Raw genomic sequence first — 13,421 nt, 5'->3', positions numbered from 1 at the left:
ACCGTTGCGGCGCGTTTTTTGGACGACGCGCAATAAATTGCGCCGCTACATCAAATCGGTGCCCCTTTAGGGGCACATCTGAATTTCAGGTCCAAAGGTTGTTGACGCGCGGCTCACTGGCTACCCTTTTGCACAGTTCATGCACGAGGAAGCCATGTCGCAAAAAATACACTGGATCGACAACTTACGTGCGGTCGCCTGCCTGATGGTGATCGTCATTCATACCACCACCTGGTATATCACCGGCCCGCTGGCGGTGACGGGCATCAGTTGGGATGTCGCCAACCTGCTCAACTCGGCGTCGCGCGTCTGCGTCCCGCTGTTCTTTATGATCTCCGGCTACCTGTTCTTTGGCGAACGTAGCGCACAAGGGCGACATCTGCTGCGTATCGTGCTGTGTTTGCTGTTCTACAGCGCGGTGGCCTTGGCCTATATCACCTGGTTAACGCCAATCAGTGAAGGACGTTCGCTGCTGAAGCTGCTGCAAAAACCGGTGTTCTATCACCTGTGGTTTTTCTTCGCCATCATCGGCATTTACCTGCTGTCCCCATTGATTCAGGTGAAAAGCGTACAGCCGCGCTACGTCGCGTTGTTAGTGGTGGTACTGGCTGTGCTGGCCAATCCTAATACCGTCAGTCAGTCGCTGGGGCCATTTCACTGGTTACCGGTGAATCTCTACGTGAGCGGTGACAGCATTTACTACCTGCTGTATGCGTTACTGGGGCGAGCGATTGGCTGTATGGACACCGACAAGCGTGGCATCAGCTGGCTGGCCGGACTGGGGTTTGTCGCCTGCTGGATAGGCATCACACTCGGCACCAAACAGATGTTGAAAATCAACGGGGCGTTCAACGACACCTGGTATCTGTATTGCGGCCCGCTGGTGTTTATTGCGGCCATCAGTTTGCTGGTGCTGTTTAAAAATACCCTGATCAGCCGCACGCTACCGTTACTGGGGACGATTTCACGCTATTCGCTGCCAATTTATGGCTTCCATGCGCTGTTCATTCACTATTTGCGTACCCATCATTACGACGATATGTCGCGCCCGTGGCTTGATTTACCTTGGGTGTTTGGCGTCACGTTAATCGGCAGTTTGCTGCTGGCGATAGTGCTTAAGCGCGTGGATAAGCATCATCTGGTGAGCTGATCGCCCCAACGCTGATGGGCACGACGCAGCTGGCGTGCTGAGGAGAACCCGGCCGCCAGCGCGGCTTTCTCTGCCGCTTCGCCCTGCTGTTGGCGCTGGCGCGCAATCACTAATCGCAGCTGTTCATGGTATTCGCGTACGCTGATGCCAAGATGCTGGCGGAACAGGCGGGTCAGGTGGCGTTCGCTGACGTGCGCGCGCTCAGCCAGTGCCGTCAGCGACCAGTCGTTTTCGGGATGGGCAATCATCACATCCTGCGCACGATGAATGGCGGGATGCAGGTGATTGCGATAGCGCAGCCAGGGTGAAAGCTGGGGATCATCGCCGGAACGGCGGAACCACACCACCATCTCCCGCGCCACTTTAAGCGCCTGCTGCGCACCGCATAGTCGGTTGATCAGATGCAGCGCCAGATCGATACCGGCGGTGATGCCCGCGCTGGTCCAGATGCCGCAATCTTCGACGAAAACGCGGTTATCTTTCACTAACGCAGCCGGTGCTGCCGCTTTCAGGCGCGGTAACACGTCATGATGCGTGGTGCACTGCACGCCGTTAAGTAAACCCGCCTGCGCCGAGAGCAGCGCCCCGGAACAGATGCACACCAGCGTAATGCGATGCGATTGAATATCCGCTTGTTGTAGGCGTAACCAGTCACGCGCAGCGGCGGCCGCTGGGGTATCGAACCAGACTTTCGAGTCGTGCACGCCGGGCACCACCAGCAAGCTATTGTCAGGTAAGCGATCGGGTAAAGGGGCGATATCGGCGATAGTCATGCCCGTGGAGCACAGTACGCTGGGATTGGGGCCGATGTAGTGCAGGACAAAGTGGCCATCCGCCAGCTGCAAGGTTTCGGCAGGCCCGGTAAGATCGAGCGCCATCACGCCGGGTAGAACCAGGAAATAGACAGGCTGCGACATACTGGGCTCCAGGATTGGCGATGAGTTTTGCCCTCACCCTGGCCCTCTCTAACATCGCTCAGTCTGCCCCCTCTCCCGCTTGTGGGAGAGGGTTGGGGTGAGGGAGAAGGCTAAGGTAAGGCCAATTCAAGCCATAACAACACACAAGATTCGTCCATCATAGCCTATTAAAATCAAAATCCACGACCCCATCCGGCCATCACCGAGCCAAATCAGGACATCAACGGTTTGAGCTGCTGATACAGCTGCGCAAACTTCTCACGCTGCGGCTGATACGCCTGATAGCGTGCGCTATCCGGTGGATGACGCTGAACCAACTCCGGTTCCGGCCACTCACTCTGTGGATCAATCGCCCACTGCGCCAACCGTGCGGCCCCCAGCGCCGGACCCACTTCCCCGCCGTGGCAGTAATCGAGCGTTAATCCGCTGATATCCGCCAGCATCTGCCGCCAGTAAGCACTGCGCGCCCCGCCGCCAATCAGCATCACGGTTTGTGGTTGCACACCACAGGCATGCACCGCCTCCATCCCTTCTGCCAGCGCAAACCCCACACCTTCCAGCACCGCTCGCGCCAGCTCAGGCCGCCCATGCTGATGGGTTAAGCCAAAAAATGCGCCCTGCGCCTGCGGATTATTGTGCGGCGTACGCTCACCGGAGAGATAAGGCAGGAACACCACCGGCGTGACATCACCGCGCGCTTTTTCTGCCTCAGCCAGCAGTTCTGGCACATCCGCGCAGCCGGTTAAGGCGGCGGCCCAGTCGAGACAGGAAGCGGCACTTAACATCACCGACATCAAATGCCAGCGGTTTGGCAGCGCGTGGCAAAAGCTGTGGACGGCCTGCTGCGGATTGCTGAGATACCCGTCGCTGACCAGGAAATAGACGCCCGAAGTGCCCAACGACAGCATGCCCTGCCCCGGCGCGACCATGCCGACACCCACGGCACCGGCGGCGTTGTCACCACCGCCCGCTACGATCGGCACAGGGTTCATCCCCCAACGCGCGGCAACCTCAGGCGATAAAGTGCCGGTGATCTGGTTGCCCTCATACAACACGGGCATCTGGCTACGGTTAAGATCGCAGGCCTTGAGCATGGCATCGCTCCAGTCACGCCTGGCGACATCCAGCCACATCGTCCCAGCCGCATCTGACATATCACTGGCGAGCGCCCCGCTCATGCGCCAGCGCAGATAATCTTTCGGCAGCAGCACCATCGCTACCTTGCTGAATACATCGGGTTCGTTTTGTTGCACCCACAGTAACTTGGGGGCGGTAAAGCCCGGCATCATCAGGTTGCCAGTGATCTGACGCGAATCTGGCACGCGCTGTTCCAGCTCCCGGCACTGCTCACTGCTGCGCCCGTCGTTCCATAAAATCGCCGGGCGCAGCACCTGATGATCAGCATCCAGCAACGCCGCACCATGCATCTGGCCGCTCAGGCCAATCGCCTTCACCTGGCTAAGATCCTGCTGCTGCGCCAGCGCCTGCATCGCCGTATCCGTGGCGTTCCACCAGCTTTCGGGATCTTGCTCGCTCCACAACGGCTGCGGGCGGGAAACCTGCAACGGCGCCGTTTCCATCGCAACAACCTGCCCTTGTGCATCCAGTAACACCACTTTGACGCCAGAGGTGCCTAAATCGATCCCGATAACCATGTTCAGCTCCTGATGCAGTTAGAAATCATACAGATAGTGATTGACCAGGTTTTCCAGTTGTTCCTGGCGCCCGCTGCGGTGCTGCGGGTTCAATTGGTGTTGCTGAGCATGCGCCGCCAAGGATGCCAGTGAAAACTCACCTTTTAAAATTTGCTGGCCGAACTCACCATTCCAGCCGCTGTAACGCTGCGCCACGCGCTTATCCAGCTCACCTTCCTGCACCATGCGTGCCGCGACTTTTAGCGCCAGCGCCAGGGTATCCATAGCGCCAATGTGACCGTAAAACAGGTCATATTTATCCGTGCTTTGACGACGCACTTTGGCATCAAAGTTTAAGCCGCCAGTGGTGAATCCGCCCGCTTTGATGATCTCGTACATCACCAGGGCATTTTCTTCGACGCTGATGGGGAACTGATCGGTATCCCAGCCGCACTGCACATCACCGCGGTTGGCATCCACCGAACCAAAAATTCCCAACGCAATCGCTGTAGCAATCTCGTGATGGAACGAATGTCCCGCCAGCGTAGCGTGGTTAGCTTCAACGTTAACTTTGATCTCTTTCTCCAGACCAAACTGCTTGAGGAAGCCATACACCGTTGCCACGTCGTAGTCATATTGGTGTTTGGTCGGCTCCTGCGGTTTCGGCTCAATCAGCAGCATGCCCTGGAAACCAATTTTGTGTTTGTGCTCCACCACCATCTGCATAAAACGACCAATCTGTTCCCGCTCCTGACGCAGATCGGTATTCAGCAAGGTTTCATAACCTTCACGTCCGCCCCACAGCACGTAGTTTTCACCGCCCAGCGTCTGCGTGGCCTGCATGGCACTGCACACCTGGCTGGCGGCCCAGGCAAAGATTTCGGGGTCTGGACTGGTCGCCGCACCGGCACCGTAACGCGGATGAGTAAAGCAGTTGGCCGTGCCCCACAGTAGCTTCACGCCCGTTTCCTGCTGTTTTTCCAGCAGCTTGTCAGTCATCGCCGCGAAATTCTCGCGGTAGCTGCGCAGGGAATCCCCTTCTGGTGAGACATCCACATCATGGAAGCAGTAATAGGGCACGTTGAGTTTGTGGAAGAACTCAAACGCCACATCCGCTTTCTGTTTCGCCAGCTGCAATGCATCGCCACTTTTCTGCCATGGGCGATCAAAGGCACCCACACCAAACATATCCGCACCGTTCCAGCAGAAGGTGTGCCAGTAACACGCAGCAAAGCGCAGATGTTGCGCCATGGTTTTGCCGAGGATCACTTCATCAGGATTGTAGTGGCGAAACGCCAGCGGATTGGTGGATTTGGCCCCTTCATAACGAACGCGATCGAGCTGGTCGAAATAAGCGTGCATGTTTTGCTCCTTAGCATCAGACCCGAATGGTCAGCAGTGAGTCATTATTTTGCTAAGGGGTTGTCTCCAGACTCAATTACGATATTTCACACTCAAATTAAGATAATTATTAATTGTGCGCCAGCTCGCAAATACTCGCAAATTCAGATCGCGCTCAAAGAATCACAAATAAACAAAAAAACGTAATAGCCGGATAAAAATCAGTAATTGATGTTATCTGAAACTCAAGGCAACAATTCATCCGCTTGGTTCATAGCCTTACAACGACAATAGCCTCAACCTACAGGATGACCATGATGAAAATGAAATATACGCTGTTAGCTGCCTGCGCTGCGCTGGCCCTGTTTAGCCAAGCCGGTATAGCGAAAGAAGTGAAAATTGGTATGGCGATCGATGACTTACGTCTGGAACGCTGGCAAAAAGACCGCGACATTTTTGTTAAACAGGCCGAATCTTTAGGGGCCAGTGTTTTTGTCCAGTCGGCCAACGGCAATGAAGAAACGCAGATGTCGCAAATTGAAAATATGATCAACCGTGGTGTCGATGTGCTGGTGATCATTCCTTATAACGGACAGGTATTAAGTAACGTGGTAGCCGAAGCTAAACGCGAAGGCATTAAAGTGCTGGCTTATGACCGTATGATTAATAATGCTGACATTGATTTCTATATTTCCTTTGATAATGAAAAAGTCGGCGAACTGCAGGCCGAAAGCATTGTGAAGCAGGTGCCAAAAGGTAACTATTTTATGATGGGCGGCTCGCCAGTCGATAATAATGCTCGCCTGTTCCGAGCGGGACAGATGAAGGTGTTAAAACCGTACATCGACAACGGCAGCATCAAAGTGGTGGGCGATCAGTGGGTCGATGCCTGGTTACCTGAGAACGCGCTAAAAATCATGGAAAACGCCCTGACCGCTAACGGCAACCATATTGATGCGGTCGTCGCCTCCAATGATGCCACCGCAGGCGGTGCGATTCAGGCGCTGAGTGCGCAAGGTCTGGCAGGCAAAGTCGCGATTTCCGGTCAGGATGCCGACCTGGCCGCTATCAAACGCATCATGAATGGCACACAAACCATGACGGTGTATAAACCCATCACCGAACTCGCTACCGAAGCCGCGAAAATTGCCGTAGAACTCGGCGATAACCAAACGCCTGCCAGCAACGGCAAACTCAATAATGGCCTGAAGGAAGTGCCCTCACGCCTGCTGACGCCCATTCCCGTCAACAAAGACAATATCGAAAGTACCGTGGTGAAAGACGGCTTCCACAAACAAAGCGAACTCTAAGCACCGCTGCGAGGAGGACTCCCTATGCTGCTGGAAATGAAGCACATCACCAAACGTTTCGGCGCGGTGAAAGCGCTGGATGATATCAGTCTGCGTCTGGATGCAGGTGAAGTGATGTCACTTTGCGGCGAGAATGGATCTGGCAAATCGACCTTGATGAAAATCCTGTGCGGGCTCTATCCGCACGGTGATTTTGACGGTGAGATTCATTTTGCCGGCGATTCGATTCAGGCACAGACCATCCGTGATACCGAACGCAAAGGCATTGTGATCATTCATCAGGAACTGGCGCTGGTGCGCCAGCTCACGGTGATGGAGAACATTTTCCTCGGTGCCGAATTGGGCCGTTTTGGCATGGTCGATGATGAAACCATGACGCTGCGCTGCCAGCAGCTGCTGGCGCGGGTGAAGCTGGATGTGTCGCCTACCACCAAAGTCGGTGAGCTGGGGCTTGGTCAGCAGCAGTTGGTGGAGATCGCCCGAGCACTAAATAAACAGGTTCGGCTGCTGATTCTGGATGAGCCGACCTCCTCGCTCACCGAGCAGGAAACCGAAGTGCTGCTGAGCATTATCAACAACCTGCGTGAGCATGGCATCGCCTGCATCTACATCTCGCACAAACTCAATGAAGTGAAAGCCATCTCTAACACCATCTGCGTGATCCGCGATGGACAACATATTGCCACGCGTCCGGCGGCCGGTTTGAGTGAAGATGACATCATCACCATGATGGTGGGACGCGAACTGACCGCGCTCTATCCGCATCAACCGCACGATATCGGTGACACCCTGCTGGAAGTCAAAAACCTCACGGCCTGGCATCCGGTCAATCGCCATGTGCGCCGGGTGAACGATGTTTCGTTCAGCCTCCGGCGCGGTGAAATCCTGGGGATTGCCGGGCTGGTCGGTGCCGGACGCACCGAAACGGTACAGTGTTTGTTTGGCGTCTGGCCGGGCCGCTGGCAGGGCGATATCGCCATCAACGGTAGGCCCGTAAAAATCCATGACTGTCGCGATGCTATTGCGCACGGCATCGCCATGGTGCCGGAAGATCGTAAAAAAGATGGCATCGTGCCGCTGATGGGCGTGGGGAAAAACATCACGCTGGCGGCACTCGATCAGTTTAGCCATCGCCTTTCCACACTGGATGAAGCTGCCGAACAGCAGGCCATCAACGCTGCGATTCGTCGCCTGCGCGTCAAAACCTCCTCTCCCGATTTGGCGATTGGACGGCTGAGTGGCGGCAATCAGCAAAAAGCCATTCTGGCGAAGTGCCTGCTGCTCAATCCCAAAATCCTGATTCTGGATGAGCCCACGCGCGGCATTGACGTGGGCGCACGCCAGGAGATCTACCTGCTGATCAACGCCTTGGTGCAACAAGGCATCGCGGTGATTGTCATTTCGTCCGAGCTGCCCGAAGTACTGGGCCTGAGCGATCGCGTTTTGGTGATGCATGAAGGGCAAATCAAAGCCGATCTGATTAACAACAATCTAACTCAGGAGCAGGTGATGGAAGCCGCTCTGCGGAGTGAACATTATGCTTAAAACCGAGAGCACACAGAGCCTGCCGGGCACGCCCACACCGGGCAAACTTCCGCGACTGAATCTGCAAGTGTTAGTGATGCTGGGCGCGATTTTACTGATTGCGCTGTTCTTCACCTGGACCACCGACGGTGCCTGGCTGAGCGCACGCAATGTCTCCAATCTGCTACGCCAAACGGCGATTACCGGCATCCTGGCGGTGGGGATGGTGTTTGTGATCATCTCTGCGGAAATCGATCTGTCAGTGGGTTCCATGATGGGTCTGTTGGGCGGTGCCGCCGCGATTTTCGATGTCTGGCTTGGCTGGCCGCTGCCGCTCACCATCGTCGTAACCCTGGTACTGGGTCTGCTGCTGGGGACCTGGAATGGTTGGTGGGTGGCGTATCGCAAAGTGCCTTCGTTCATCGTGACGCTGGCAGGCATGCTGGCATTTCGTGGCATCTTAGTCGGCATCACTGATGGCACCACCGTCGCCCCTACCAGCCCGGCAATGTCGCAGATTGGGCAAAGTTATCTGCCTGGCGGCGTAGGGTTCGGCTTTGGTTTTGTCGGCCTAGCGCTGTTTATTCTCTGGCAATGGCGCTTACGCCTGCGACGTCAACAGTTAGGGCTGAGCCAACCCGCCGCAACCAGTACCGTGGCCCGTCAGGCGATCACGGCTGTGCTGGTGCTGGGAGCTATCTGGCTACTGAATGATTATCGCGGGGTGCCGACGCCGGTCTTGCTGCTGGCACTGCTGTTGCTGGCGGGCATGTTTATGGCGACGCGCACCGCCTTTGGTCGCCGGATTTATGCCATTGGTGGCAATCTTGATGCCGCGCGTCTTTCCGGGATTAATGTGGCGCGCACCAAGCTGGCGGTGTTTGCGATCAATGGCGTGATGGTGGCGATTGCCGGACTAATCCTCAGCTCTCGCCTGGGTGCGGGTTCCCCCTCTGCCGGTAACATTGCAGAGCTGGATGCGATTGCCGCCTGCGTGATTGGTGGCACCAGCCTCGCGGGCGGCGTGGGTTCGGTCGCCGGAGCGGTGATGGGCGCGTTTATCATGGCCTCACTGGATAACGGCATGAGCATGATGGATGTCCCGACGTTCTGGCAGTACATCGTGAAAGGCGCGATCTTGCTGCTGGCGGTGTGGATGGATACCGCCACGCGTCGCCGGGTGTAATCGCGTGGGCGATCACATTGTGGCGCAAACCATTTCTGCTGTCCTTGCAGCCGTGCTATGCAATGCGCTGAGGGTTTAAGGGAACGCGCCACCATGCATGAGAAACGTTACCGCATTACCTTGTTATTCAACGCCAACAAGGTGTATGACCGCCAGGTTGTGGAAGGGGTCGGCGAGTATTTACAGGCGTCGCAAACCGACTGGGATATCTTCATTGAAGAGGATTTTCGCTGCCGTATTGAGAATATCCGCGAGTGGCTGGGCGATGGGGTGATTGCCGATTACGACGACAGTTCGATCGAAACTCTGCTGGCCAATGTCCAGGTGCCGATTGTTGGTGTCGGCGGCTCGTATCATCAGCCGGAAGATTATCCGCCAGTGCACTACATCGCCACCGATAACGCGGCATTGGTGGAGAGTGCCTTCCTGCATCTGAAAGAGAAAGGCATCAACCGTTTTGCCTTCTACGGTTTGCCTGCTTCCAGCGGCAAGCGTTGGTCGCAAGAGCGTGAGCAGGCGTTTCGTCAGCTGGTGATGCGCGAACGCTATCAGGGCGTGGTGTATCAGGGCATGGAAACCGCACCGGAAAACTGGCAGCACGCCCAGAACCGCCTCGCGGACTGGCTGCAAACGCTGCCACCGCAAACCGGTATTATTGCCGTCACCGATGCGCGAGCGCGCCATCTGTTACAGGCGTGCGAGCATCTTAAAATCCCGGTGCCAGAGAAGCTTACGGTGATTGGTATCGATAACGAAGAGCTGACGCGCTATCTGTCCCGCGTTGCCCTCTCCTCCGTCGCCCAAGGCACGCGGCAGATGGGCTATCAAGCCGCGAAATTGCTGCACCGTTTACTGGATAAACAATCCCTGCCGCTGCAGCGCATTCTGGTGCCGCCGGTCAAAGTGATTGCCCGCCGCTCCACGGATTTCCGTTCGCTGCACGACCCTGCAGTGATTCAGGCCATGCACTACATCCGCTTTAATGCCTGCAAAGGGATCAAAGTCGAACAGGTGTTGGATGCGATTGGCATGTCCCGTTCAAACCTGGAAAAGCGTTTTCGTGATGAGACTGGCGACACTATTCATGCCATGATTCATCGCGAAAAGTTGGAGAAAGCACGCGAGCTGTTAGCCTCTTCTTCATTGAATATTAACGAGATATCTCAAATGTGCGGCTATCCGTCACTGCAATATTTCTATTCAGTATTTAAGAAGAGCTACGCCAGCACGCCCAAGGAGTATCGGCAACTTCACGGCGAGAACGTGCTGTAGCGCACGGCTAAGATCAAGATTTCGTGGCGCATTCTCGCTATACTTCCGCTGCTTCTTTAAAGGAAGATCGTCGTCTCCGGTGAGGCGGCCGGATTTCAAATCCGGTTGGGGCCGCCAGCGGTCCCGGGCAGGTTCGACTCCTGTGATCTTCCGCCACTCTCATTCTCCTCACGTAAAGCGCCGTCAATCAAAACCATAAAAATCTGCATGTTAGGTTGAAACCTTACTCTCCTGATGTCACTCTACGTCTACTCAAATCTACCCCCATTACGGGGTATATAAGGGGGTTTAAAATTACCCCACAAAATTGATACCCCCAAGAGGAGACGGAATGCCCCTAACTGACGTCAAGGTGCGCACAGCAAAGCCCCTCGATAAACCTTACAAGCTCGCTGACGGCGGCGGCCTGTACTTGCTGGTCAATCCCAATGGTTCCCGCTACTGGCGAATGAAGTACCGCGTTTCAGGACGCGAAAAGTTACTGTCTATCGGTGTTTATCCTGATGTGCCGCTTGCTATGGCACGTCAGAAGCGAGATGAAGCCAGACGCAGCCTTGCAGCGGGAGATGATCCCGGCGCGATTAAGAAGGCACAAAAGCAAGCTAGGAAAATCGCTACCGCAAACACTTTCGAGGCAATTGCGCGCGAGTGGCACAAAGCTAAAGCTGATCGTTGGTCACTGCGCTATCGCGAAGAAATTCTTGATACCTTTGAAAAGGATATTTTTCCCTATATCGGTTTCAAGCCCATTGCTGAGATAAAGCCATTAGAGTTGCTTGAAACACTCAAACGAATGGAAAAACGTGGCGCATTAGAGAAAATGCGGAAAGTACGCCAGCGATGCGGGGAAGTATTTCGTTATGCGATCATTACCGGGCGAGCTGAATATAATCCAGCGCCTGACTTAGCGAGCGCTTTAGCTGTCCATAAAAAGCAGCATCTGCCTTTCCTCACCGCTCTGGAGCTACCAGAATTTTTAAAGGATCTAGCTGGATATACTGGAAGCGTAATTACGAAAACAGCCACTTACTTAATTATGTATACCGGCGTGAGGACGCAGGAGCTACGCTTTGCCCGCTGGCAAGATATTGACCTTGAAAACGCGATTTGGGAAGTTCCAGCGGAGCATATGAAAATGCGTCGCCCTCATAAAGTTCCGCTCTCAAAACAAGCTGTATTAATTTTAAAACAGTTGCAACCGATAACGGGACAATATCCGCTCGTGTTCATTGGAAGAAATGACCAGACAAAGCCAATTAGCAAAGAAAGCATCAATCAAGTTATTGAGCTTTTAGGTTACAAAGGCAGGCTTACCGGGCATGGATTTAGGCACACGATGAGTACAATCCTGCATGAGCAGGGATTTAATTCTGCATGGATAGAAATGCAATTGGCTCACGTTGATCGTAATGCAATTAGAGGGGCTTACAATCATGCCCAATATTTAGATGGTCGCAGAGAAATGCTGCAATGGTATGCGGACTATTTAACTCAAAATGGAGAGGCATGAGATGGATTTTTTCAAAATTAAAAACACAGATTCCTTATTACGAAACCAGTATCGGTTAGAAGAAGCAGCCAAAATTATAGGTTGTGACATAAAAGATATTCTCTGGTTTGCATACAGCAAAGGCATTGAACTTTGCATGGCATTTGATGATGATGAATACGATGTATCTTGCTTCCTAACTGCACACGTTGAGAATGACTTACTAATTCAGTGCCTCGAATCTTTACCAAAAAGCAATGAGGGCTATTACTGTTTATCAGAAACTAGTTCAATACGAATTGATGAAGGTGATAAAAAGTGTGATGAGAATGGATTTATCAAATGCTATATGAAAGGCGTGTTCAAAGTAGATAGTGACTATAATGACGTTTTAGTTAAACATGAAGGACAACCAGATGAATGGCCATCTTACTTTATGCCCTCTGACGAAAGTAATTTAGAATTCGACACAGTCTTATATGTCAATTATGACGAAAGAGATAATTATTATTTATCAACTACTCTATGGATTACTAAAAATCAAATTTCCAAATTTTTAGATGCAGTGCGGGATGAAAAAGCACCAAAAAAATCTGCGAAAAACTATAAAGCCCAATCTGATGCACAAAAGCAAAAGCACGCAGTTCCAAGGGTAGAAGTCCTAATGGCTGTGGTTGCGCTTTATCATCGGGATATGAAGCTTAGACGCGAAAGTCCTGCAGCTATTACAGAGCATCTTTTTCAGCATGCGAATGAATTTTGGCCTGAAAATGGTGAGCCGCCGCTTAGCTTCGACACCATTGTTAATCTGCTGAGAACCTGTATCAAGAAAGAAGGGTTAACATTCTGATAACAAAGTGAGTGACTAATGCCTCTGCTTTTTTCTGAGCTTTAGTCACGTTTCGCCGCCCTAATTTCAATGTTTAAATTTTCCGTATTGAAGCGAGTAGACGTGAATATACGGAGAATGAACTATGACCCCTTCCACAAATATAGTGACCGCACAGCGCCCCTCTATGGACGCTTTGATCGATATGAAATTTATCACCGCAGACTGCATGTTAAGTGACAAATGGATTTACCGGCTCATTTCACAAGACCGTTTTCCCCGTCCCATAAAAATTGGCCGTATGTCACGTTGGCGTGCAGCCGATTACTACGGGTGGCGCGATCAGCATGAAACGGGTTCCGTCGATAAATTTGAGGATATGAGAAGGCAAGCAAAGAAACTGCAGCAGGCGAGTAATCAAGCGGCTTGAGAGGAAGCCGCGCAAAGAAAAATCAGTCTCACATACGAAGTTGCGCGCTGTTGCGCTTATTAACCGTTAGGATCAATTCCGCGTGATTGCAGCTCTTTACGCAATACACGTTTTATCCATGCAGCCAGAGCGGTATCACCATCTTTACGCATTTCTGTTTCTAGCTGCTGTCGAAATTCATCGGTTAATCGCATCTGGAATGGAGGTGAACGTTTTTCTTGTGGTGTTGACATGGTAATTACCCTAACTTATGATGACCTACATGGTAATTACCATTGTAGTTATCATAATCCAAAAAAACAATGCCCGCCTGTGCTGCAACACGTAACGGGCATCTAA

General features: G+C 53.2%; 12 protein-coding genes and 1 tRNA gene. 9 read left to right on the top strand and 4 right to left on the bottom strand.

What is annotated here, in order from left to right:
- The first annotated feature begins 154 nt into the window (after positions 1–154).
- Positions 155–1,150, top strand: coding sequence for an acyltransferase (locus ACPUC8_RS18385; protein ID WP_494926964.1), 996 nt, complete (start codon positions 155–157; stop codon positions 1,148–1,150).
- Here ACPUC8_RS18385 and ACPUC8_RS18380 read toward each other — a convergent pair.
- The 3 genes from ACPUC8_RS18380 to xylA all read right to left on the bottom strand — a co-directional run bounded on the left by ACPUC8_RS18380 (position 1,135) and on the right by xylA (position 5,063).
- Positions 1,135–2,067 (bottom strand): GlxA family transcriptional regulator, encoded by a 933-nt coding sequence (locus tag ACPUC8_RS18380; RefSeq protein WP_494926963.1) that lies wholly within the window; start codon positions 2,065–2,067, stop codon positions 1,135–1,137. The two genes, ACPUC8_RS18385 and ACPUC8_RS18380, sit on opposite strands and share 16 nt — an antisense overlap.
- Before the next feature lie 212 nt (positions 2,068–2,279).
- The gene (xylB, locus tag ACPUC8_RS18375; protein ID WP_494926962.1) at positions 2,280–3,722 is read right to left on the bottom strand and encodes a xylulokinase; all 1,443 of its coding nucleotides are present in this window, start codon (positions 3,720–3,722) and stop codon (positions 2,280–2,282) included.
- Positions 3,723–3,740: 18 nt separating this feature from the next.
- The gene (gene xylA / locus ACPUC8_RS18370; protein WP_039328457.1) at positions 3,741–5,063 is read right to left on the bottom strand and encodes a xylose isomerase; all 1,323 of its coding nucleotides are present in this window, start codon (positions 5,061–5,063) and stop codon (positions 3,741–3,743) included.
- A 296-nt stretch (positions 5,064–5,359) separates the two neighbouring features.
- On the opposite strand from xylA, the gene xylF reads away from it, so the two are divergent.
- From xylF to ACPUC8_RS18330, 8 genes are all read left to right on the top strand, one after another.
- A complete protein-coding gene (gene xylF / locus ACPUC8_RS18365) occupies positions 5,360–6,352 on the top strand; it encodes a D-xylose ABC transporter substrate-binding protein (RefSeq protein WP_494926961.1) in 993 nt (330 codons plus the stop codon).
- Between the two features lie 24 nt (positions 6,353–6,376).
- Positions 6,377–7,897 (top strand): xylose ABC transporter ATP-binding protein, encoded by a 1,521-nt coding sequence (locus tag ACPUC8_RS18360; protein WP_494926960.1) that lies wholly within the window; start codon positions 6,377–6,379, stop codon positions 7,895–7,897.
- A complete protein-coding gene (gene xylH / locus ACPUC8_RS18355; RefSeq protein WP_039328454.1) occupies positions 7,890–9,062 on the top strand; it encodes a xylose ABC transporter permease XylH in 1,173 nt (390 codons plus the stop codon). Before ACPUC8_RS18360 ends, xylH begins: the two co-directional genes overlap by 8 nt.
- A gap of 93 nt (positions 9,063–9,155) precedes the next feature.
- A complete protein-coding gene (xylR, locus tag ACPUC8_RS18350) occupies positions 9,156–10,334 on the top strand; it encodes a D-xylose utilization transcriptional activator XylR (protein ID WP_039328453.1) in 1,179 nt (392 codons plus the stop codon).
- A 61-nt stretch (positions 10,335–10,395) separates the two neighbouring features.
- A tRNA-Sec gene (locus ACPUC8_RS18345) sits at positions 10,396–10,490 on the top strand.
- A 175-nt stretch (positions 10,491–10,665) separates the two neighbouring features.
- Positions 10,666–11,844 (top strand): tyrosine-type recombinase/integrase, encoded by a 1,179-nt coding sequence (locus ACPUC8_RS18340; protein ID WP_494926959.1) that lies wholly within the window; start codon positions 10,666–10,668, stop codon positions 11,842–11,844.
- Between the two features lies 1 nt (position 11,845).
- Complete coding sequence (locus tag ACPUC8_RS18335) at positions 11,846–12,673, top strand: hypothetical protein (RefSeq protein WP_494926958.1); 828 nt, start codon at positions 11,846–11,848, stop codon at positions 12,671–12,673.
- Positions 12,674–12,797: 124 nt separating this feature from the next.
- Positions 12,798–13,082 (top strand): helix-turn-helix transcriptional regulator, encoded by a 285-nt coding sequence (locus tag ACPUC8_RS18330; protein WP_494926957.1) that lies wholly within the window; start codon positions 12,798–12,800, stop codon positions 13,080–13,082.
- Positions 13,083–13,141: 59 nt separating this feature from the next.
- Here ACPUC8_RS18330 and ACPUC8_RS18325 read toward each other — a convergent pair whose 3' ends face one another.
- Positions 13,142–13,315: a hypothetical protein gene (locus tag ACPUC8_RS18325; RefSeq protein WP_162873165.1), complete on the bottom strand. Its 174-nt coding sequence runs from the start codon at positions 13,313–13,315 to the stop codon at positions 13,142–13,144.
- Between the last annotated feature and the right edge of the window lie 106 nt (positions 13,316–13,421).

This window comes from Pantoea sp. CFCC18177 (genome assembly GCF_059412425.1).
This window is presented reverse-complemented; position numbering and strand designations above follow the sequence as displayed.

Excerpts from the sequence above, each read along its gene's own strand:
- xylR (WP_039328453.1), top strand. The coding sequence starts at position 9,156 with ATGCATGAGAAACGTTACCGCATTACCTTGTTATTCAACGCCAACAAG.
- ACPUC8_RS18340 (WP_494926959.1), top strand. The coding sequence starts at position 10,666 with ATGCCCCTAACTGACGTCAAGGTGCGCACAGCAAAGCCCCTCGATAAA.
- xylA (WP_039328457.1), bottom strand. The coding sequence starts at position 5,063 with ATGCACGCTTATTTCGACCAGCTCGATCGCGTTCGTTATGAAGGGGCC.
- xylF (WP_494926961.1), top strand. The coding sequence starts at position 5,360 with ATGAAAATGAAATATACGCTGTTAGCTGCCTGCGCTGCGCTGGCCCTG.
- ACPUC8_RS18380 (WP_494926963.1), bottom strand. The coding sequence starts at position 2,067 with ATGTCGCAGCCTGTCTATTTCCTGGTTCTACCCGGCGTGATGGCGCTC.
- xylH (WP_039328454.1), top strand. The coding sequence starts at position 7,890 with ATGCTTAAAACCGAGAGCACACAGAGCCTGCCGGGCACGCCCACACCG.
- ACPUC8_RS18325 (WP_162873165.1), bottom strand. The coding sequence starts at position 13,315 with ATGTCAACACCACAAGAAAAACGTTCACCTCCATTCCAGATGCGATTA.
- ACPUC8_RS18335 (WP_494926958.1), top strand. The coding sequence starts at position 11,846 with ATGGATTTTTTCAAAATTAAAAACACAGATTCCTTATTACGAAACCAG.
- ACPUC8_RS18385 (WP_494926964.1), top strand. The coding sequence starts at position 155 with ATGTCGCAAAAAATACACTGGATCGACAACTTACGTGCGGTCGCCTGC.
- ACPUC8_RS18360 (WP_494926960.1), top strand. The coding sequence starts at position 6,377 with ATGCTGCTGGAAATGAAGCACATCACCAAACGTTTCGGCGCGGTGAAA.
- xylB (WP_494926962.1), bottom strand. The coding sequence starts at position 3,722 with ATGGTTATCGGGATCGATTTAGGCACCTCTGGCGTCAAAGTGGTGTTA.
- ACPUC8_RS18330 (WP_494926957.1), top strand. The coding sequence starts at position 12,798 with ATGACCCCTTCCACAAATATAGTGACCGCACAGCGCCCCTCTATGGAC.